The 20,820-nt window shown below is 61.9% G+C and carries 21 protein-coding genes and 1 tRNA gene; 5 read left to right on the plus strand and 17 right to left on the minus strand.

The window, feature by feature from the left end; genetic code table 11:
* Window positions 1-2: 2 nt before the first annotated feature.
* Window positions 3-1,013 carry a DUF4917 family protein gene (locus PVV54_RS05075; RefSeq protein ID WP_274908894.1) on the minus strand — a complete coding sequence of 337 codons (1,011 nt, stop codon included), beginning with the start codon at window positions 1,011-1,013 and terminating at the stop codon, window positions 3-5.
* 112 nt (window positions 1,014-1,125) lie between these two features.
* Here PVV54_RS05075 and PVV54_RS05080 point away from each other — a divergent pair, with 112 nt between their 5' ends.
* Window positions 1,126-2,193 carry a glycerophosphodiester phosphodiesterase family protein gene (locus PVV54_RS05080; RefSeq protein ID WP_274908895.1) on the plus strand — a complete coding sequence of 356 codons (1,068 nt, stop codon included), beginning with the start codon at window positions 1,126-1,128 and terminating at the stop codon, window positions 2,191-2,193.
* Window positions 2,194-2,211: 18 nt separating this feature from the next.
* Here PVV54_RS05080 and nadS read toward each other — a convergent pair whose 3' ends face one another.
* The 8 genes from nadS to PVV54_RS05120 form a co-directional block, all read right to left on the minus strand.
* Window positions 2,212-2,499, minus strand: coding sequence for a NadS family protein (nadS, locus tag PVV54_RS05085; RefSeq protein ID WP_274908896.1), 288 nt, complete (start codon window positions 2,497-2,499; stop codon window positions 2,212-2,214).
* Window positions 2,496-2,816 carry a type II toxin-antitoxin system RelE/ParE family toxin gene (locus tag PVV54_RS05090; protein WP_274908897.1) on the minus strand — a complete coding sequence of 107 codons (321 nt, stop codon included), beginning with the start codon at window positions 2,814-2,816 and terminating at the stop codon, window positions 2,496-2,498. The genes nadS and PVV54_RS05090 overlap by 4 nt, the downstream gene beginning before the upstream one ends.
* Before the next feature lie 156 nt (window positions 2,817-2,972).
* Complete coding sequence (locus PVV54_RS05095) at window positions 2,973-4,670, minus strand: SulP family inorganic anion transporter (RefSeq protein WP_274908898.1); 1,698 nt, start codon at window positions 4,668-4,670, stop codon at window positions 2,973-2,975.
* Between the two features lie 130 nt (window positions 4,671-4,800).
* Window positions 4,801-4,874: transfer RNA gene (locus PVV54_RS05100), tRNA-Gly, on the minus strand.
* A 108-nt stretch (window positions 4,875-4,982) separates the two neighbouring features.
* Window positions 4,983-5,867 (minus strand): alpha/beta fold hydrolase, encoded by an 885-nt coding sequence (locus PVV54_RS05105; RefSeq protein ID WP_274908899.1) that lies wholly within the window; start codon window positions 5,865-5,867, stop codon window positions 4,983-4,985.
* Window positions 5,868-6,213: 346 nt separating this feature from the next.
* Entirely contained in the window at window positions 6,214-6,906 is a 693-nt protein-coding gene (locus tag PVV54_RS05110) for a pseudouridine synthase (RefSeq protein ID WP_274908900.1), read from the minus strand.
* Window positions 6,907-6,940: 34 nt separating this feature from the next.
* Window positions 6,941-7,165 carry a cysteine-rich CWC family protein gene (locus PVV54_RS05115; RefSeq protein WP_274908901.1) on the minus strand — a complete coding sequence of 75 codons (225 nt, stop codon included), beginning with the start codon at window positions 7,163-7,165 and terminating at the stop codon, window positions 6,941-6,943.
* Window positions 7,158-8,648 (minus strand): sensor domain-containing diguanylate cyclase, encoded by a 1,491-nt coding sequence (locus tag PVV54_RS05120; RefSeq protein WP_274908902.1) that lies wholly within the window; start codon window positions 8,646-8,648, stop codon window positions 7,158-7,160. Before PVV54_RS05120 ends, PVV54_RS05115 begins: the two co-directional genes overlap by 8 nt.
* Before the next feature lie 211 nt (window positions 8,649-8,859).
* Between PVV54_RS05120 and PVV54_RS05125 the strand changes: the two genes are divergently transcribed.
* Window positions 8,860-9,300, plus strand: coding sequence for a hypothetical protein (locus PVV54_RS05125; RefSeq protein WP_274908903.1), 441 nt, complete (start codon window positions 8,860-8,862; stop codon window positions 9,298-9,300).
* Window positions 9,301-9,327: 27 nt separating this feature from the next.
* On the opposite strand, the gene PVV54_RS05130 is transcribed toward PVV54_RS05125, so the two are convergent.
* Window positions 9,328-10,434, minus strand: coding sequence for an enoyl-CoA hydratase/isomerase family protein (locus PVV54_RS05130; protein WP_274908904.1), 1,107 nt, complete (start codon window positions 10,432-10,434; stop codon window positions 9,328-9,330).
* 126 nt (window positions 10,435-10,560) lie between these two features.
* Here PVV54_RS05130 and ung point away from each other — a divergent pair, with 126 nt between their 5' ends.
* Window positions 10,561-11,253 (plus strand): uracil-DNA glycosylase, encoded by a 693-nt coding sequence (gene ung / locus PVV54_RS05135; RefSeq protein ID WP_274908905.1) that lies wholly within the window; start codon window positions 10,561-10,563, stop codon window positions 11,251-11,253.
* Between the two features lie 51 nt (window positions 11,254-11,304).
* On the opposite strand, the gene PVV54_RS05140 is transcribed toward ung, so the two are convergent.
* The 5 genes from PVV54_RS05140 to PVV54_RS05160 all read right to left on the minus strand — a co-directional run bounded on the left by PVV54_RS05140 (window position 11,305) and on the right by PVV54_RS05160 (window position 16,709).
* The gene (locus PVV54_RS05140; protein ID WP_274908906.1) at window positions 11,305-12,333 is read right to left on the minus strand and encodes an AbrB family transcriptional regulator; all 1,029 of its coding nucleotides are present in this window, start codon (window positions 12,331-12,333) and stop codon (window positions 11,305-11,307) included.
* Window positions 12,326-13,840: a tripartite tricarboxylate transporter permease gene (locus PVV54_RS05145; protein WP_274908907.1), complete on the minus strand. Its 1,515-nt coding sequence runs from the start codon at window positions 13,838-13,840 to the stop codon at window positions 12,326-12,328. The genes PVV54_RS05140 and PVV54_RS05145 overlap by 8 nt, the downstream gene beginning before the upstream one ends.
* Before the next feature lie 3 nt (window positions 13,841-13,843).
* Window positions 13,844-14,302 carry a tripartite tricarboxylate transporter TctB family protein gene (locus tag PVV54_RS05150; RefSeq protein ID WP_274908908.1) on the minus strand — a complete coding sequence of 153 codons (459 nt, stop codon included), beginning with the start codon at window positions 14,300-14,302 and terminating at the stop codon, window positions 13,844-13,846.
* Window positions 14,303-14,407: 105 nt separating this feature from the next.
* Window positions 14,408-15,388, minus strand: a complete 981-nt coding sequence (locus PVV54_RS05155) for a Bug family tripartite tricarboxylate transporter substrate binding protein (protein ID WP_274908909.1) — start codon at window positions 15,386-15,388, stop codon at window positions 14,408-14,410.
* Window positions 15,389-15,419: 31 nt separating this feature from the next.
* Window positions 15,420-16,709, minus strand: coding sequence for an OprD family porin (locus PVV54_RS05160; protein ID WP_274908910.1), 1,290 nt, complete (start codon window positions 16,707-16,709; stop codon window positions 15,420-15,422).
* A gap of 199 nt (window positions 16,710-16,908) precedes the next feature.
* On the opposite strand from PVV54_RS05160, the gene PVV54_RS05165 reads away from it, so the two are divergent.
* A complete protein-coding gene (locus PVV54_RS05165; protein WP_274908911.1) occupies window positions 16,909-17,580 on the plus strand; it encodes a response regulator in 672 nt (223 codons plus the stop codon).
* A complete protein-coding gene (locus tag PVV54_RS05170; RefSeq protein WP_274908912.1) occupies window positions 17,573-18,952 on the plus strand; it encodes a sensor histidine kinase in 1,380 nt (459 codons plus the stop codon). The genes PVV54_RS05165 and PVV54_RS05170 overlap by 8 nt, the downstream gene beginning before the upstream one ends.
* Before the next feature lie 49 nt (window positions 18,953-19,001).
* Here PVV54_RS05170 and PVV54_RS05175 read toward each other — a convergent pair whose 3' ends face one another.
* Both PVV54_RS05175 and ygfZ read right to left on the minus strand, forming a co-directional pair.
* A complete protein-coding gene (locus tag PVV54_RS05175; protein ID WP_274908913.1) occupies window positions 19,002-19,811 on the minus strand; it encodes an HDOD domain-containing protein in 810 nt (269 codons plus the stop codon).
* 22 nt (window positions 19,812-19,833) lie between these two features.
* On the minus strand, window positions 19,834-20,775 hold the full coding sequence (ygfZ, locus tag PVV54_RS05180) for a CAF17-like 4Fe-4S cluster assembly/insertion protein YgfZ (RefSeq protein ID WP_274908914.1): 942 nt from the start codon (window positions 20,773-20,775) through the stop codon (window positions 19,834-19,836).
* Between the last annotated feature and the right edge of the window lie 45 nt (window positions 20,776-20,820).

The raw sequence follows: 20,820 nt of genomic DNA on the forward strand, positions 1-20,820 counted from the left end.
GTTCAGCGCTGGCCGTTTGGCACGTCTATGGCCAGCTCAGGTAGCCCCAACGGGTGGGTGCTGGCATCGAAGAAATGCAGCTGGGTGTCCGGCAGGTCCCCGAACCGCGTGACGAAATGCTGTTTCTGATTGACCACCGAAGCCTCACTCACCGCTCGAATGGCAATCGACAGATGCTTTGGCCCGGCCTGGCGAATGGCATCCAGCAAATGCTGATCACTGCTGTCCAGGTGCTGCCCGAACAGGCACAGACCTTGGCTTTCAGTCGCCAACTGCCCCATGCACCAGCTCAGGTAATCCGAATTACGTATTGCCCGTAGTTTTTCTTCGCTGCGGTCTTCGTTGACGAACAAGGGTACTTCGCCCGGGATGTTTACGGCAAAACCGTCCAGTAATTCGGCGCTTTCGGCGCTGCGTTGGCGGGTGCTGCCGTCGGGCAGTTTCAGCAGGTGCAGGCCACCGTGCAGGTGAAGAATGCGAGTGCCCTTGGTGCGGGTGCGGCGTACGTCAAAGAAGCCTTCCTCGTCGAAGAGCACGGCAAAACCTTGTGCCGCGTGCTTCACAGCCCAAGGCAAAATCAGGTCGTAGTTGCTGGTGTAGACGCTGCGGTAGGTGCGCAGGGCCTGGTTGATCGAGGCGAGCGTTTGCGGCGGCATCAGTGGCCAAGGCACGTGCACGGTGCGTGTGGCGTGAATTAACCCTTCCTTGATCGAGTAATAGCGGTTGAGCGGCGCGGTGGAGTTGATCGCCAGTGCGGCATTGGCACGCACGGTATGGTTGAGCGTGCTCAACACGGGCTCGAACAACTCGGTACCAAGGGATTTGAACAGCGCCTGGTCACTGATTGCCAGGCCCTTTTTGCGACCCGCACGTTGCGCTTCTTCGAACAGTGAGAAATACCCGAACGGCTTCCACAGTGCACGGCTGGCACCGTTGCCCAGCAACAGGGCGTCGCAGGGGTGGCGTTGGTTCAAGTCTGGCCAGGTGGCAAGGTGGGCGTCGAGAGCGGGCATGCTGTATCCATTCGGGTGGTGCGGGAAACGCTGGCGACTTTAGCATGTCACGCAAGCTGTGCGAGGCTTGGTGTTTGCAATGGCAGTGTCGCCTCAGAAAAGGAGTTCCATCATGCACCGATCCCTGCTGCATACCTTGGCTTTGTTGGTGGCGCTGTCTGCACCCGCGATTCGGGCCGAGGGCGGTAAAACACTGGCTGGCGCTCAAGGCATTCCTTACCCGGCCGTCATTGCCCACCGGGGCGCTTCGTACGACGCCCCGGAGTCCACCGCGCCTGCCTACCTGTTGGCCCGCGAACAGGGCGCCGACTATCTGGAACTCGACCTTCAGCGCACCCGCGACGGCGTGCTGGTGGTAGTTCACGACGATGTACTGGTGCGCACCAGCAACGTCGCTGAACGGTTCCCGGAGCGCAAAAACAGCCCCGTCAGTGCTTTTACCCTCGCCGAACTCAAGAGCCTGGATGCGGGCAGTTGGTTCAACCACGCGTACCCTGATCGCGCTCGGGCATCTTTCGCAAAGCTGCCAATCCTCACGCTGGACGAAGTGATCGATATCGCCGAAGGCAATCCTGGGCGCCAACCCGGCCTCTACATCGAAACCAAGGTGCCTGGCCAGTTTCCCGGTATTGAACAGGACCTCAAGGCACGCCTCGACGCCCGAGGCTGGCTCGACCGACCGGGCCGTGTGGTGCTGCAGACGTTCGATCGCAAAAGCTTGGCGTTGCTGCACGAAGCCATGCCTCAGGTGCCGAAGATCTTGCTGTTATGGGTTGGCACCCAGGCAATCGCCCCGGCATCCGGGCAAGACTTCGCAGCCTCTGGCGAACCCGATAAGGCGGCGTTTTACGCGCGTCAGCAACCCAGGGAAAAGGCCGAGTTCCTGCGCTGGCTTGACCTGGCCAAGCAGGGCGGTGCCATCGGCACCGGCCCATCGGCCACGCGTACGGCACTGGGGGAGCAGAGCTACGCCGACCTGATCCAGCCCTGGATGAACCAGGCCAGCCACGAGCGGGGGCTGCTGGTGCATGTTTACACCCTTGACGAGCCTGTGGACTTCGACAAAGCGATGAAGGCAGGGGTGGACGGGATATTTACCAATCGTACAAGTGAGTTGATGCGCTTCTACCAACGCTCGACTCGATCAGAGTCGGTAACGCTGGACGATCTGGATTACTAGTTCGAAAGATGGCCGTGTTCAATGAGCCAATGCTTTCAGGACGTGGTCGGGATCGTTTCGTATCGCCCGCAAGAGGGCTTTCGCCGGGCCAGTAGGTTCCCTTCGTCCTTGCTCCCAGTTTCTTAGCGTGGCGACCTGGACATCGATCATCCCGGCGAAGCGGGCCTGTGATAATCCCGTAGATTGACGAATGGCCTTGACTTGAAGGGCGTCGATCTCAAACACCCGTGAAGCAGGGCGCTTGCCTTGAACGATTTCATCCATTTGTTGAACGCTTTCCAGCAGCTCTTCAAAAAATTTACTCATGTGCGCCTCCAGTGCTCGACTACACCCTTAAGTGCTTTGCATTGTTCGGTAGACAAGTCAGATTGTTCATTCTTCGGATAGATGTACAGCATGGCTATCTGAGATGAAGCGACGAAATGGTAATAGATGGCTCTGGCTCCACCTCGCTTGCCCCGCCCATTAGCAGCAACGCGCACTTTTCTCAAACCTCCGGTGCCTTCCATCAGGTCACCCAAATCCGGTGAAAGCATCAACTGGATCTGCAGTAATCGGTAGGCTTCGTCGTCAAGTAGCTCTTTAACGCTTCTGGAAAAGATCGGTGTTTCGATGAAAAGCATAGCAGGGTATACGCCATTGGCGTAGTCGCTGGATTTCCCAGCGCTACAGGAGGGTAGACTGTCCGGCGCAGCTGTCTGCGCGGTGCTATGACGCTAGCGAATTTAGAGCCGGCAGCAGATCATCCACTTCTGAGCGTTTTGTAGGATTCTTCCTTGCTAGGCCTCTGGCGCTTTACGCTGCCTGTTCCGCCACACCCGGTATGCCCGAATCCCCGCCCTGACGGAGCCGAACAGCAGCTTCTCCTCCATTTCCCGCGCCATCCCCGAGCGCACCAGCATGCGCAGGAACGTGCCGCGAGCGCGGGCGATGGCAAAGTGGATACCTTGGGCAGCCAGGGTGTCACGCACCTCCCGCAGGGCCGCAATGCCGCTGACGTCGATGCTGCTTACCGCTTCGGCGTCGAACAGTACGGCCTGGGGTTGGGCCTGGCTTTGCACGGCTTCGAGCAGGCGCATCTTGAAGTAGTCGGCGTTGAAGAACAGGATTGCGTCGTCGAAGCGGTACACCACCAGGCCCGGGACGGTGCGCGCCTCCTTGTGCTTGCGAATGTCGACCTGGCCTTCAGTGCCCGGTAACCAGCCCAACACGGCATCGGTGGGCTGATAGATGCTGTAGAGCAAACGCAAGATCGCCAAGGTCACGGCAAACACGATACCCGGCAGCACGCCCAGGCCGAGCACGCCGGCTGTGGTCAGCAGGCACAACCAGAACTCGAAACGGCTCAGGCGTTTTATGCGGCCTAACGAGCGGATGTCGATAAGCCCCCAGCCGGCCATTAGCAGCACAGCACCGAGTGCTGCTTGTGGGATCCATGCCATGGGGGCGGTGAAGAACAGCAGGATCAGGGCAATTACCATGGCCGCAATGATGCCGACCAGCTGGCTTTTGCCGCCCACCATGTCATTGACGGCGGTACGCGAGTCGGCACCACTGATGGCAAAGCCTTGTGACAGGCCCGCCGCCAGGTTGCTCACGCCCAGAGCGACGAACTCGTGGTTGGCGTTTATGGCGTAGCCATGCCGTGCGGCAAAGCTGCGGGCCGTGAGCATGGCGCTGCAGAAACTGACCGTGGCGATACCCAGTGCGTCGCGCAGCAGGCTCTTGGTTTCTGCCAGGTTGCTTTGCGGCCACGCCAGTTGCGGCATGCCGGCGGGCACCGGGCCGAGGATGGCAACACCCAAACGGTCCAGGCCGAGCACCCCGGCCAGTACGGTAAACACAGCAACGGTGACCAGGGCTGCCGGTAGGCGAGGGTAACGGCGTGGCAGCCAGATCAACAGTGCCAGGCCGGCCATGCCGATCAGCAGCGTGAGCCAATGGATTTCGTTTAGGCGCTGGAAAAAATTGACCACGCTCAGCACGAAACCGTCACCTTCAATCTTGAACCCCACCACTTTGGACAGCTGCCCGGCGATCAGGCTCAGGCCGATGCCATTGAGGTAGCCGATGAGGATTGGCCGCGAGAAGAAGCTGGCAATGAATCCGGCCCGCGCCACGCCCGCGGCAATCAGCATCATCCCTACCAGCACGGTAACGATGACTGACAGTTCGGCTATGCGCTGTGGATCGCCCATGGCCAGCGGCGCCACCGCACCGGCTATCATCGCGCAGGTGGCCGCGTCGGGGCCGACCATCAATTGGCGTGAGCTGCCTACCAAGGCATAGACCATCATCGGCAGCACGCAGGCATACAGGCCATATTGAGGCGGCAGGCCAACGATCTGCGCATAGGCAATGGCAATGGGGATCTGGATTGCCGCCACCGACAACCCGGCCTGCAGGTCGGCATGGAACCACTCGCGACGATAGTGCAGCAGGTTGGCCAGGCCCGGCAGCCAGCGGGAGAGAAACATGCGCATTCCTTTCGATATGTTTCGCGGGTGCGTAAAGCATATGCGCAAAGGACGGCAAAAACGAAAAAAGGAGCCAAGGCTCCTTTTGACAGCAGTGACGTTACCGGAACGCCATGCGGGGAATGCGATTTGGAGCGGGTAGAGGGAATCGAACCCTCAACTAAAGCTTGGGAAGCTTTCGTTTTGCCACTAAACTATACCCGCTTGATGTTCGCCTTTTTACCAGAACCTACCTCGAATTAGAAGCCCCGGTTATTAAAAAGCTGTCGGCGCCCATAGCCTGCGGGTAATGGCTACAGGACGCCGATGCGCTCAGATGGCCAATGCATGCTGTCCCTGCGTATACGTGTTGCGTTGACGGGACTCGCGCACGGTCGGTTTGAGGAAGCCGAGCATGGCGCTGCGGGTATCTTCACAGGCGCTTTTGTGTTCCATGTCGAGGAAGTGGCCGGCATCGCGAATCACACTGAACTGGCTGTTGCCCACGTGCTTGCCAAACTGCCGGGCATCTTCAACGGTGGTGTACTCGTCACGGTCGCCGTTGATGAACAGTACCGGGATGTTGATGTTGCGTGCGCCGTTCAGTGCCCGTTCCAGGTCATGCTGCAGCACTTGATTGATGTGGAAATGCATCTGCGCATACTCGTGGCTGTCCAGGCTGCTGACATGCCGGTAATTGAAACGCTTGAACAGTGACGGCAGGTGCTTGCCGATGGTGTCGTTCACCAGGTTGCCAACCTGGTAGCGGTCGCAGGCGGCCAGGTACTGGCAACCGCGCTCCAGGTAGTCGCGCATCGGCTCGTTGATCACCGGCGAGAACGAACTGACCACGGCCTTCTTCACCAGGCGTGGCTGGTGCGCCAGCGCCAGCAGGGTGCAGGCACCGCCCCAGGAAAACGACATCACATGGTCGGCCTGGAAGTGCTCGATCAGCTCAAGGAGGATGTGCGCCTCGGTTTCCTTGGTGATCAGCCGTTCCTGGCGGTTGTGTGGCTTGGACTTGCCAGCATAGGGTTGGTCGTACAGCACGACGTTGAACTGCGGGTGCAGGTTGCGCACCGTCTGGGCGAACGAGGCTGTGGTGGCCAGCGACCCGTTGATCAGGATGATCGTCTTTTCGGCCGCATCCGCGCGATAGAACTCCGTGTAAACCCGATACTGACCTTGGATATCAAGTACAGCAATTTCTGGCCTCATGTCATCGACTCCTGGCGCAAAAAGGGTATTCGCGTCACCTAGGGTGCACGTGCTTTATGACAGGTAGGCATTTGCCTGAAGAAAAATCCGGGGCCCTGTGTCGATCCTTCGTACACGTGTCGACGGCATTGTTTTAGGCGGGCAATTTGCCGTGCCCCATGGCATCTAGGCCTTGGGTAGCCGGCAAAAGGTGTCTTCGACTGCGGCTGTGACTGGCAGGTCACATGCAGACTGACGATTTGGATTCAAGCAGCAGGGTGAGGATCCCGCAAGTGCCGTTCAGGGAATTTTGTGACTTTTGCTGCTGGACGGTCGTATGACGACATCGCGGCCTGCAATGGCCGACCTAGACAGTGGCGACTTCTGCATCCGTCAGCATCCTGAATGCCCCCGGTGCCAGGTCTGGGTCTAATCGGATCGCGCCCATGCTCTCACGATGCAACCCCACCACCTTGTTGTCGAAATGCCCGAACATGCGTTTGACCTGGTGGTACCGCCCCTCCACGATCGCCAGCCGTGCCCGGCGCGGGCCGAGGATGTCGAGCTGGGCGGGCTGGGTGGTGAGGTTTTCGAAGGCGAAATAAAACCCTTCAAGAAACTTGGCGACATAGTGCTCGCCAATGTCGTCCTCGGTTTCGACCAGGTAATGCTTGGGCAGCTTGGTGGCGGGCTGGGTGAGGCGCCGTGACCATTGACCATCGTTGGTCAGAATCATCAGCCCGGTTGTATTGAAGTCCAGCCGACCGGCGATGTGCAGGCCGTCGCGCACATCGGCGGGCAGCAAGTCCAGCACCGTGGGGTGTTGCGGGTCCTGGGTGGCGCTGACGCAACCAGCGGGTTTGTGCAGCATCAGGTAGCGGGCCGGTCGGCCTGCCTGCAGCAGTTGATCGTCCACCTCCACGCGGCTGAACTCGCGCACCTCGGCTTGAGGGTCGGTCACTACTTCGTCGTCTACCCGGACACGGCGCTGCACCAGCAGCAGGCGCACTTGCTGGCGGTTGTAGCAGGGCAGGTTGGCAAGAAAACGGTCGAGGCGCATGGTGACGATGGGGCAGGGCTGGCGGGGGCGCAGTCTAGCGGTTTTCCTCATCGGTTTGCAGGCCGTTGAGCTGGTCAAGCACCTGGGCGCAGCGCGGGCACAGGCAGGATTTGTCTTGCAACTGTGCTGGCAGGGCCTTGAGCACGGCAGGGTCGATGGTCACGCCATAGCACCAGCAGGCCTGGGTAGCGCTGCGAGGGTCGGCCAGGGTGCACTGGTTGAGGGCGCCACAGGCGGGGCAGTGCTGGCTTTCATTCATGGTCTGGTCCGAGTGTTTCACTGCAAACGCGGTTGCGGCCGCTCTGCTTGGCACGGTAAAGCGCACGGTCGGCGCGGGTCAGCAAGGTGTGCAAGGTATCGCCGGTTTGCAAACCGCTCAGGCCGATGCTGGTGGTCAGGCGCAGCGGTTGCTCGTCGTAGTTGAAGGTCAGCTGTTCGGTGCGGCGGCGGATCTTTTCTGCCACATCGATGGCCTGCCTGCCTTCGGCTTCGCGCAGCAACACGATGAACTCCTCGCCACCCCAGCGGCAGAGTATATCCGACTGGCGCAGGCTGCCTTGCAGCACGTTTGCGAACTGGCGCAGCACTTCGTCGCCTGCCAGGTGGCCATGGGTGTCGTTGAGCACCTTGAAATGGTCGAGGTCGATCAGCAGCGCCACCAAGGGCGCGCAGTCACGCTGAGCTTCCTGCAACGCTTGGGCAGCCAGCAAGTCGAAACTGCGCCGGTTGGGCAGGCCGGTAAGGCTGTCGAGGGTGGCCAGTGCCTCGGTGCTGGCCTGGTGGCGCCGGATCATGGCGTGCAGTAACGACAGCACCACCAGGGTGATCATCGTGCAGATGGCCAGGTTCAGGTACAACGAGTGGCGGATGCGGTCCAGAGTCCCGGCCTCGCGCTTGTCCACCAACAGGTACCAGTTCAGCTCCGGCAGCTGCCGCACATTCAGAAAATGGCTGTGCCCGGCACTGTCGGCGTACTCGTGGCTGCCTTCACCTGGCACATTGTGCTGTGCCAGTACCTCGTTCAGTTCGGGATTGTCGCTCAGCGACTGGCCAACCCGCAGGCCATGCGGGCCGCCATCGGAGCCAGTCAGCAGTACCTTGCCATTGCTGTCAGTGAAAAACACCGAGCGCTGGTAGCGCCGCTGGTACTTGTCGATCAACTGGACCACCGACGCCACGCTCAGCCCCACGCCGGCAGCCCCAATGAAGCCTTGCTGATAATCCATCACCTTGTAGTTGATGAACACCGTGAGGCTGTCCTGGTTGGCCATGTCCAGGTCAACGTTGATCTCGTAAGGCGCCTTCAGATCGCGCAGGCGGAAGTACCAGGCATCGCGCCATGTGCCGGGTTCGACCTTCTTGAGCACGCCTTTGGCCTGGTAGTAGGTCAGGCTGCGGTCGGAGACGAAGAAGGAGGTGAAGGTGTCCTGCTTGCCCATGACTTCGCGCAGGTAGCGGGTGATGCGCCGAGTGTCCTGCTCGCCGGCCAGCACCCAGTCCCGCAGGAAAGTATCCTGAGCCATCATCGAGGCAATCAGAACAGGGCGAATGAGGTCTTTCTGGATCTCCGAATACACCGTGTCGGAGGTGAGCGGTAACTCGGTATTGATGATGCCGTCGCGAATTGCGCCGCGCGAAGCGAAGTAGCTCAGCAGCGAAGTGCCAAGAAAGCCGCAGGCCAGCAGTATCAGCAGGGCGAAGGTCAACGAGCGCTGTGAGAACAGGGCAGAGCGTGCAGGCATGATCGTCCCGTGATATGTGCCAGGTGGCTCATTCTAGTGAGATGACCGGAAAAAGACTGCATGTATTTTAGGGGCTTGCCGAGCTGTTTCAAATTGTTGCTGAAATGGCACTGCACCTTGGCGTGACTGTCTTATTCATTGCCGATGAACGCTTTCCATCGGCGCCCGCCAGCGCCGCTGCACGGGCACCCCTGCGGTCCAGGAGGCCGCCATGTCCTATCGAATTCTGTTGGTCGCCCTGCTGGGTCTGATGACTACCGCCTGCGTGCCCTATTACGAGGGCGGCAGCTATTACCGGTCGGATTACTACACCTCTGATCGCTATGTGGCGCCGGGCTATTACCGTTATGACCGCTACTACGTGGCGCCGCAGCCGCGCTATTACTACCAGCCAGCGCCGCGTTACTACCGCCCCGCACCGGTGCCGCAATACCGGCCTCATCCGCAGCCGGGGATGAACCAGTGGCACGGCAACCCGCGCAATGACTACGGCAATCGCCAGCGGTACGACTACGGGCGCGACCGCGACCGCCATGATTACCGCAATGACAGCCGGCGTTATCAGAACGATCGCTGGCATTCCAATGGGCGTGGGGATCGTGACCGCCGGCCAGACGGGGGCCGGGGGCAAGACCGGAACTGGCAGCGGTGATCTGGAAGGGGTTGCCTGGCAACCCCTTCAACCCAAGTCAGCCAGCGGGTGGCGCCCTTCCCACACCTTGCTGAAATGCGCCTCTACCACCGCCGCTGGCACCTGCGCCACATCCGGCCAGTGCCAGCGCGGTTGGTTGTCTTTGTCCAGCAAGCGGGCGCGCACGCCTTCGCTGAATTCCGGGTGACGGCAGCAGTTGAGGCTCATGCTGTATTCCATCTGGAACACCTGAGCCAGTGACAGGTGCCGTGCCCGACGAATCTGTTCCCAGACCAGGTGTGCCGTCAGCGGGCACCCGTCATGCAGCCGTTGCCCTGCTGCAGCCAGCAATGGATCGGCGTGGTGTTTCAGACTATCCAGCGCTCGCCAAGCCGCGGCGGGGTCCGCCACATCCAGCAGGTCGTCGATCATTTTGCGCCTGGGCAACCATTGTGCCTCGGGCAGCTCGGCCCAGGCGCGATGCTGTTCAGCCTTCAGCAGGCTGTTAAGTTGCAGTTCGGTTTGCTCCTGCCAGTTCAGTTGCAGCAGTTCTTCGATCAGGGCGTCCTGCTGGTGCTCGCCCAGAAACCGGTCAGCCAAACCGAGATCGAGTGCATCACGGGCGTTCATGGGGGCTCCGGTCAGCCCCAGAAACAGCCCAAGTTTGCCTGGCAGGCGGGCGAGGAACCAACTGGCGCCCACGTCGGGGTACAGCCCTATGCTGACCTCGGGCATCGCCAACCGGCTGCTGGGTGTGACGATGCGCACACTGGCACCTTGCAGCAGCCCCATGCCGCCACCCAGCACATGGCCATGCCCCCAACACAGCAAGGGCTTGGTGTAGGTATGCAGCAGATGGTCAAGGCGGTACTCGGCGGCAAAAAAAGTAGCTGCCAGCGGTGGCACGCTGCCGGGGTGCTCACGACAGGCCTGAGCCAGCGCCCGCACATCACCACCGGCGCAGAATGCCTTGGGGCCATTGCCTCGCAGCAGCACACATACGATGCCGGGGTCACGCGCCCATTCGTGCAAATGCTCGCCGAGCACTTCGATCATTGGCAGGTTGAGGGCATTGAGTGCCTGGGATGCATCCAGGCTGGCAATACCGATGCGGGCGCCGTCGGCGCCGGTGAGTACCTCGCAGTGAATGGCCATGGACTACCTCGCTCAAGTCATTCCACCAGTATGGCCTGCATGGCCGATCATGCCGGTCGTCGGTCGGATCGATTGACAAGGGGGGATGGCTTACCTAGTGTCGCGCCATTGTTTACGGATGGCCCCATGACTGACGACGACCGCATCAAACTCGAACCCAGCTGGAAGGCCGCGCTGCGCGCCGAGTTCGACCAGCCCTACATGCACCAGCTACGTGAATTCCTGCGCGAAGAGCATGCGGCGGGCAAGGAAATCTACCCGCCGGGGCCGCTGATCTTCAATGCGCTCAACTCCACGCCGCTGGAGCAGGTCAAGGTGGTGATCCTCGGCCAGGACCCGTACCACGGCCCAGGCCAGGCCCATGGCCTGTGCTTTTCGGTGCAGCCCGGAGTGCCGACGCCTCCATCACTGGTGAACATCTACAAAGAGCTGCAGCGCGACCTGAACATCCCGATTGCCAGTCATGGCTACTTGCAAAGCTGGGCAGAGCAGGGCGTGTTGCTGCTGAACACGACCATGACCGTGGAACGCGCCAATGCCGCGTCGCATGCCAAAAAGGGCTGGGAGTTCTTCACCGACCGGATCATTCAGGTGGTCAGTGAACAATGCCCGAATGTGGTGTTCCTGCTGTGGGGGGCGCATGCCCAGAGCAAGCAGAAGTTGATCGATGGCACCAAACACCTGGTGCTCAAGTCGGTGCACCCGTCGCCGCTGTCGGCGTACCGAGGCTTCCTGGGCTGTGGGCATTTCAGCCGGGCAAACGGGTTTCTTGAGCAGCGTGGGCTGGCGCCGATCAATTGGGCGTTGCCGCCCTTGTAATTGATGAGCCGGGCAGAGTTGCGGGCTGTGCGGGGGCAGGCAAGTCCGCTGCTAGCGAGTTTGGTTCCATTTTCTGAACAATGGCTCTGCCAGGAACAGGACGAACAGCAGCCGCATCACCTGCAAAGCCGTTACCAGTGGCACCGACAGCTGCAGGGTTTCCGCCGTCAGGCTCATCTCGGCAATGCCGCCCGGCATCATGCCTAGCGTCAGCGACCGGAAGTCCAGCCCGGTCATCAGGCTCAGCCCCCACGCCGCACTGCCGGCAATTGCCATGCACAACGCCGTGGCTACCAGTGTGCGGCCCAGAAACGAGGGCGCACGGCGGAAGAACGCGCGGTTGAAATGGCAGGCCAGGCCGCTGCCGATCAGCCATTGGCCGATCTGGCTGGCGCCGTTGGGCAAGGCAATCTGCAGGTGGGCCACCAGGCTGACACTCGCTGCCACCAGCAATGGCCCGAACAGCCATGGGTTGGGCTGGCGCAGGCGTTGCCAGGCAAAGCCCATGGCAACACCCAGCGGTGCGATCAAGGCCAGCCAGGCCCAGCTCACGCTGCCGGCATGGTTGAGTGGTACGCCGTTACCCAGCAAAAACTTGAACAGCGCCGGCACACACAGCACCACCGCCAGCACCCGCAAACTCTGCGCCGCCGCCACTTGGCTGAGCACCGCGCCATTGCGGGCGCCGAGGTTGACCATTTCACCCGAGCCGCCGGGCATGCTCGCAAAGAACGCGGTGGCACGGTCTTCACCAGTGCGCCGTAACAGCCAGACACCGATCACACTCGACAGGGTAGTGAATAGCGCCGCACCGACAATCAGCAGCCAATGACTGGCCACCTGCTCGATCACCGCTGGGGTGAAGTGCAAGCCGATGCCCAGGCCGATAATGCATTGCCCGCACTTGCGGCCGTTGGGTATTTCCGACAGCTGCCAGGGCGTGAGGCAACGCACCAGGATGATCGCCAGCAACGAGCCGACCATCCATGGCAAAGGCCAGCCGACCTGGCTGGCGAGGTATCCGCCCGCCAGGCCGACCAGCCCGGTTGCCCAAAACAGCGGTAGTGACCGGTCAGGCATCAGCCACGGCCCGGCGCTGCTGGCTGCGTTTACGCCAGATGCGCAGCAGCGGTAGGGTCAGCATGCAGGCTACCAGCACCCACACGCCCATGCTGATCGGGCTGGACCACAGAATGCCCAGTTCACCGTTGGAGATCGACAGCGCCCGGCGCAGGTTCTGCTCCATCAGGCCGCCGAGGATGAAGCCCAGCAGGATCGGTGACAGCGGGAAGTCCATCTTGCGCAGGATGTAGCCCATGATGCCGATGCCCACCATCAGGAACAGGTCGAAGGTGGTGGCATGCACGGCGTACACGCCGATTGCGGTGATAATTGCGATCACCGGCACCAGCGCCCAGTTCGGTACGGCGAGGATGCGGGTGAAGATGCGGATCATCGGGATGTTCAGGATCACCAGCATGATGTTGGCGATGAACAGCGAAGCGATCAGGCCCCAGACGATGTCCGGCTGTTGTTCGAACAGCAGCGGGCCCGGGGTGATGTTGTACAAGGTCAGGGCGCCGATCATCACCGCCGTGGTACCCGAACCTGGCACACCCAGGGTCAGCATGGGCACCAGCGCGCCGCAGCAGGAGGCGCCGATGGCGGTTTCAGGCGCAGCCAGGCCACGGGCATCGCCCTTGCCGAATTTGCCTTTTTCACCGGCGATGCGCTTCTCGGTCATGTAGGCCACGGCACTGGCCAGGGTCGCACCGGCCCCCGGCAGTACGCCCATGATGAAGCCCAGCAGGCCGCAGCGAATGTTGACCACGAACACCGAGGCCGCTTCCTTGAAGTTGAACAGCATGCGCCCGGTGGCTTTGACTGCCTGGTGGCCATGGTGGGTCTTCTCCAGCAGCAGCAGGATTTCGCTGATGGAGAACAGCCCCAGTACCAGCACCACGAACTGGATGCCGTCGGCCAGGTGCACACTGTCACCGGTAAAGCGGTATACGCCGCTGTTGGCGTCGATGCCGACAGCCGAGAGGAACAGGCCAATCAGGGCGGCGATGAAGGTTTTCAGCGGCTTGTCACCGGCCATCCCTCCCAGCGCAACGATGGCGAACACCATCAGCACGAAGTACTCCGCCGGCCCGAAAGCGATGGCCCATTTGGCCAGTAGCGGGGCGAACAGCACCATGCCGCAGGTAGCAATCAGCGCGCCGATGAACGAACTCCACGCCGACAGCGACAGTGCCACACCCGCCAGGCCGTTACGTGCCATTGGGTAGCCGTCGAGAGTGGTCATCACGGTGGAGGCTTCGCCCGGGATGTTCAACAGGATCGAGCTGATGCGCCCGCCGTACTCGCAACCCAGGTAGACCGCCGCCAGCAGAATCAGCGCAGACTCCGGCGGCAGGCCAAGGGCGAAGGCGATGGGGATCAGCAGGGCCACGCCGTTGATCGGGCCCAGGCCCGGCAGCAGGCCAACCACGGTGCCGATCAGGGTGCCGGTGAGGGCGGTGACCAGGTTGTAGGGGCTCAGGGCGACGCCGAAGCCCTGGCCCAGGTAGCTCAAAGTATCCATGTGTCAGTTCTCCAGTACGCTCAGCAGGCCGAGGGGCAGGGGCACGTCCATGACGCGGTCGAACAGCCAGTAGAGAAACACGCTCATGGCGGCCACCACGAGGGTGCTGTGCAGCCATCGGCCACCGTACAGGCGGGCCATCGGCAGGCCGACAAGGATCGAACTGAGGATGAAACCAAGGGCCTCGAAAGTACTGGCGAAGACGATCAGCAGGCCGACGCAGGCGGCGATTTTGGTCAGGGTTTCACGGTCCAGTTCGGGCTCGTCATCCTTGCGCACGATTGGCGTAGGGCGGATGGCGAGGTACAGCAGGGCCAGGCCAAGCAGGCCAAGCATCAGCAGCGGGAAGGCGCGTGGGCCAACTGGTTCATAGGAAAAGGCAGCCTGGTAGGGCCAGGCCATTACGGCCAGGGCGGCGCACACCGCCAGCAAAACCAGTGCGAACAGGCGTTGCAGGATCATCGGGAAGTCCTCTGTCGAAAAACGACGCGGTCTTGGTCTGTAGGAGCGGCCTTGCCGGACCGGTCGGATCGGCGTCCCGGCGAGGCCGCTCTTACACAGAGCGGCTTACTGGATCAGGCCGAATTCCTTGGCCAGCGCCTTGTAGTCCGCCACCTGCTTCTTCACATAACCGTCCAGCTCTTCACCGGTCATGGCGAACGGGAACAGCTCGCGCTGGTCACGCAGCTTGGCGAAGTCCTCGGAGGCCAGCATCTTGTCGAAAGACTGCTTCCACCAGGCGTAATCCTCGTCGCTTACCTTTGGCCCGAGGTAGAAGCCACGCACCACCGGCCAGACGATGTCGTAGCCCTGTTCCTTGGCGGTGGGGATGTCCTTCATCTCCGGCTCGTCCAGGCGGTTTTCCGAGAACACGGCAAGGATGCGCATGTTGCCGCTCTGAATGTGCGGCATGGAGTCGGAAATATCGGTAGAGCCAACCTGGATGTGGCCCCCCAGCAGGGCCGTGGCGATCTCACCGCCACCTTCGAGTGCTACATAGCGCAGGTCGCGGGGGTTGATGCCGGCGGCCTTGGCAATCAGTGCAGTTTGCATCCAGTCCTGGCTGCCTACAGTGCCGCCGGACCCGATCACGACTTTGCTCGGGTCTTTCTTCAGCGCCGCGACCAGGTCGTCGAGGGTTTTGTAGGGCGAATCGCTTTTCACTGCGATGGCACCGTAGCTGGTGCCGACCGCCGCCAGCCATTTCACTGCATTTTCATCGAAACGGCCGAACTTGCCCTGGGCCAGGTTCAACAGCGAACCGCTGGACCAGGCTACCAAGGTGCCTGCATCCCCGGGCCGCTGAGCCACCACGGCGTTGTAGGCCACCGCGCCGACACCACCAGGCATGTAAGTGACGCGCATCGGCTTGCTGAGGATCTTCTCTTCCACCAGTGCGCTTTGCACCAGTTTGCAGGTCAGGTCGAAACCACCGCCCGGCGAGGCCGGGGCGATGCATTCAGGGCGTTTCGGTTCGGCGGCGAGGGCGTTGCCGGCCAGCAGCAGGCAGCCGGTGGCGAGGGCGAGGCGGCGCAGTGAAAAGGTCATCGTCAATCTCCGTGAGCGTTGTTGTTATGGGTTACCACAGGGCGACGCTGTAGCTCACCAGCAGCCGCACCTCGTCCGCGTCGCGGGCGAAGTTGGAGCGGAAGGTGGCGTTACGCAGGCGCACGGCGACGTTTTTCAACGGGCCGCTTTGTACCACGTACTTGAACTCGGTGTTGCGCTCCCATTCCTTGCCCTCGCTGCCATCGGCGCGGCTGACGTTGTCGCCGTTGATGTAGCGGGTCATGAAGGTCAGGCCTGGGATGCCGAGGGCGGCGAAGTTGTAGTCGTAGCGCACTTGCCAGGAGCGCTCATCGGCACCGGCGAAGTCGTTGATCTGCACGAAGTTGACCAGGTACGGGTCGGCGCCGTCGACGTATGGGAACGCGCTGTCGCCGGACAGGTGCTGATAGGCAGCACTCACCTTGTGCCCGCCCAGCGCGTAGCTGAGCATGCCGTTGACGGTGGTGTTGTCGATGTTGCCAGCCTTGGCCGCGCCCTGGTCGTCGCTCATTGCCAGGCGCAGGTCGGCGCCGAAGGTGCCCGGGCCCCACGGTTGGGTGGCAAGCATGCCGAGGAAGTGCTGGCGATAGATATCATCGAGCTGGGCGTAGTGATAGCTGCCGGTGATGCGGTCGGTGAACTTGTAGTCCAGGCCCGCCAGGTCGAAGTTGTCGGCCGTGAACGTGCCGCCGAAGCGGCCGTTCTTGTTGTTGAGGGCCAGGTCTTCCCAGTTGGTGTCGTTGCGGTCCTTGGCCTTTTCCAGGCGCCCGCCCGTGAAGGTTAGGTTCTTGATCTCGTTGGAGGTCAGCAGGCCGCCTTCGAAGGTTTGCGGCAGGATGCGCCCGTCGTTGGGCTGCAGGGTTGGCAATTCAGGCATCAGCGTGCCGACCTTCAGTTCGGTCTTGGAAACCTTGATCTTGCCGGTCAGGCCAAGCTTGGAGTATTCGTCGGCAGCCTTGCCGTCGTCATGGGTGGGCAGCAGGCCGGTGTCGGTGCGGTCGGGGCTGGAGTCGAGTTTGACGCCCAGCATGCCCAACGCGTCCAGGCCAAAACCCACGGTGCCATCGGTGTAGCCGGACTCGAAATTGAGCATGAAGCCCTGGGCCCATTCGTCGCGCTTGGATTGCTGCGCGCTGGTGCCGTCGCGGAAGTCGCGGTTGAAGTACATGTTGCGGGTTTCGAAGGTGGCCGTGCTGTCTTCGAAGAAGGCGGCCTGGCTCATCGGGGCGACACCGGCAAGCGCGAGTGCACTGGCGATGGCAGAAGGGCGTGCGGACAGGGAACGGCTAGGCGCAAGCGCCTGAGGCTGCGATGACAGCATCGGGATGACTCCGTTTATTATTCTTGTTCGATGCACCTTGCTGGTGCTTATTTCGGCGCGTGGAGCGACCGTGGTGCGATGCTAGGTAACGAACCTTTCGCTAACCTTTCAGCGCGAAAGGTTTGTTACAAGGGGCTTCACAGGCCTTGCGACAGCGGTACACTCCGCGCCACTGCCCCACCCGAGCTGGGAGAAATCGATGCGTGTGTTGTTGGTCGAAGACCACCTGCCACTGGCCGAAAGCGTGGCTCAGGCCCTCAAAAGCCATGGTTTGACCGTGGATGTATTGCACGACGGCGTGGCCGCCGACCTGGCCCTGGCCAGTGAGGAATATGCCGTTGCCGTGCTGGATGTGGGCCTGCCGCGCATGGACGGTTTTGAAGTGCTGGCGCGCCTGCGTAGCCGCGGCAAGACGGTGCCGGTGCTGATGTTGACCGCCCGCAGCGACGTCAAGGACCGGGTGCACGGCCTTAACCTGGGGGCCGACGACTACCTGGCGAAGCCGTTTGAACTCACCGAGCTTGAAGCCCGTGTCAAAGCGTTGCTGCGCCGCAGTGTGCTGGGCGGCGAGCGCCAGCAGCGTTGCGGCCCGTTGGTTTACGACCTCGACACCCGGCGTTTCAGCTTGGGCGAAGACAACCTCACGCTGACTTCCCGCGAGCAAAGCGTGCTCGAAGCGCTGATCGCTCGCCCCGGGCGGGTGATGAGCAAGGAGCAGCTCGCTGCCCAGGTGTTTGGGCTGGACGAAGAAGCCAGCCCCGATGCGATCGAAATCTACATCCATCGCCTGCGCAAGAAACTCGACGGCCACCCGGTGGCCATCGTGACTTTCCGCGGCCTGGGCTATTTGCTCGAGCACCGCGATGCGTGACAACGGCAGCCTGCGCGGTCGGCTGCTGGGCAACCTTGCGCTGCTGCTGGTGGTGCTGATGCTGGCCAGCGGCCTGAGTGCCTACTGGAACGGGCGTGAGGCCGCTGATACCGCCTACGACCGTACCTTGCTGGCTTCAGCCAGGACGATCGCCGCGGGCCTGTCGCAGCGCGACGGCACGTTGAGCGCCGATGTACCGTACGTGGCACTGGATACGTTCGCCTACGACAGTGCCGGGCGCATCTACTACCAGGTGCTGGATATCAACCAAAAGCTGATCTCCGGCTACGAAAAGCTCCCGCCGCCGCCGCCGGGCACCCCGCGCACCGATGATTACCCTGCATTGGCGCGCTTTTACGATGCGACTTACCTCGGCCAGGACGTGCGGGTGGTCAGCCTGCTCAAGGCCGTGACCGAGCCGAACATGAACGGCATGGCCGAAATCCGCGTGGCCGAAACCGAAGAGGCGCGGGTGCGCATGGCCCGCGGCTTGATGGCCGACACACTGCTACGCCTGGGCATGCTGGCGCTCGGCGCGTTGGTGATGGTCTGGTTTGCGGTGAGCGCGGCGCTGCGACCACTGGAGCGCCTGCGTACGGCGGTGGAGGAGCGCCAGCCGGATGACCTGCGTGCACTGCCGGTCGTGCAGGTACAGCGTGAGCTGGACCCGTTGGTGCGCGCCCTGAACCACTTCACCGAGCGCTTGCGCGGGCAGTTCGAGCGGCAGGCTCAATTCATTGCCGAGGCTGCCCATGAACTGCGTACCCCCTTGGCTGCACTCAAGGCCCGGGTGGAACTGGGGTTGCGTTCGCAGCAGCCTGACGAGTGGCGGCAAACGCTCGAATCTGCAGCCCAGGGCACAGATCGCCTGACTCACTTGGCTAACCAGCTGTTATCGCTTGCGCGGGTGGAAAACGGTGCCCGGGCGATTGCCGAAGGTGGTGCGCAGCGCCTGGACTTGAGCCAGCTTGCCCGTGAACTGGGTATGGCGATGGCACCGTTGGCCTACAACCGGGGGGTGGCATTGGCGCTGGAGGCCGAGGCGCCGGTGTGGCTCAAAGGCGAGCCGACTTTGCTCAACGAATTGCTCAGCAACCTGGTGGATAACGCATTGGCCCATACGCCATCGGGTGGCAACGTGATCCTGCGTGTGCTCGCGCCTGCGCTACTTGAGGTGGAGGATGATGGGCCGGGTATTCCCGAAGACGAGCGTGAACGGGTGTTCGAGCGATTCTACCGGCGTAGTGCACAGGGGAGCGGCCTTGGGCTGGCCATTGTGGGGGAAATCTGCCGGGCACATCTGGCGCAGATCAGCCTGCATGACGGGGAGAAGGGCGGGTTGAAGGTTCGGGTGAGTTTCATTGCGGATTGACGGTTAGCCGTGCGGAATTTCCCGAGACGAAACCCGCACGGGCATCACTCTATCCGCGCAACATGCTCCGCGCTTCCAGCAGTTCGCCCATCTCCAGTTCCGTACCGAAAGGCAGCCCCAGATGCCGGTAGGCCGGCAGCGCCGCCAACGGCCGGTTACGCCCTCGCAGGCTGATGCAGCGGGCAATCTGCACCACATCGATGTAGTCGACCTTGTCGGTTTGGCGGTCCAGGTCCTGCACTTGGCTGGGCAGGTTCACCAACTGCTCCGGAAACTCCCAGGACGAAAGGATTTTGTCACCAAGCACGGGCTGAATCTGCTCGATCACATAGTGCAGGCACACCGGGTCGGAAAGCAGCTCATTGTGCTCTTCGGCATAGATCAGCACGGGCAGGGCGCCGATCTGATTCACCAACCCGCCAAGGGTTGCCTGGTCTGGTTTGAGCTGAGTGTAGCGACGGCACAACTCGTAGCTGATACCGGCAACTTCCAGGCTGTTGGCCCAGATATCCCGCAACTTTTGCTCTACAGCCGGCGAGCGAGCATGGAAAATCTGCTCGATCACCAGGCCGATCGCCAGGTTGCAACTGTAGTTGATCCCCAGTCGCGTGATGGCAGTGTGCAGGTCCGTGACTTCTACCGCCGCGCGCAACAGGGGGCTGTTGACCACTTTGATCAGGCGCGCTGACAGCGCAGCGTCGCGGCCGATCACCTTGCTCAACGCGGCAACGCTGATTTCGCTGTCTTCGGCGGCCTCGCGGATGCTCAAGGCAACCTCGGGCAGCGTCGGCAGGACCAGGTCATCGTTGTCGATGGCGGCAAGCAACTGCGCTTGGACCATCTCGGCCAGCTTGTTCATGGACTTCTCTACTGCAAAGGTGTCAGCGCTGGATTTCTCGATCGCGGTCCAGTTCGTATGGCAGGTCGAGTACCTGCAGGCTTGGCCCTTCCAGGCTGCCCAAGTGCAGCTTGCCGCTTTCCACGGCCTCGGCGCTCAATACTGCGAGCAGTTCACAGCCAAGGGCCGCGTTTGCGGCGATCACCACTTCACCCACCGACGAGCCATGAACCGGCGAGAAAATCTCGGTGGCTGGCGTTGGGGCCTCGCACGCATCGAGCGCCAGGCGATATTGCCGGCGCTTGAGCTTGCCCAGGTACTGCATGCGGGCAACGATTTCCTGGCCGGTATAGCAGCCCTTCTTGAAACTTACGCCATCGACCGCCTGCAAGTTGATCATCTGGGGGATGAAGAGTTCGCGAGTCGGGCCCATGACCTGACCGATGCCCGCACGTACCTGCCCCAGCAGCCAGTCGTTCAGTGGCGCTTCGGGCAATGCAGCGGCCAGTTTCTCACGAACCGTTGCAGCAACCTCGGCAGGGGCCCACAGCTCGGCGCGGCCTTCGGAGACGGTGATGGCAATCAATCCGTCCTGGCGCACGGTGGAGCCGGCGTGTTCAGGCAGGGCCAGGCCCAACGCTTGCAAAACATCAGCACCGCCCTGCAAGCCAAAACGTGCCCATGCCGCGCTTTCGTCAGCCAGCGTGGCCTTGGAGAACACGGCGTACTTCTTCAGGTCGGCCAGTTGCGGCTCAAGCAGCTCGCTGGCCATTGCCAGCAGGTAACCGTTGCCTTCGGGCAAGATTCGGAAGCTCGACTGCATGCGCCCCTTGACCATGCAGCGTGCGCCAAGGCTGGCATGCTCCTGGCTCAGGTAGTTGATATTGCAGGTCAACTGACCCTGCAGGAACTTGCCGGCATCGGAGCCGCGGACGGCGAGGATGCCCTCATGGGACAGAGGGCAGAAGAAAGCGGAATCGGCCATGGGTGATCGCGGTGGCTAAAGACTGGCGGCCATCATAGAACGCCA

Origin of the sequence: Pseudomonas sp. PSKL.D1, from assembly GCF_028898945.1 — a bacterium.
GTDB lineage: Bacteria > Pseudomonadota > Gammaproteobacteria > Pseudomonadales > Pseudomonadaceae > Aquipseudomonas.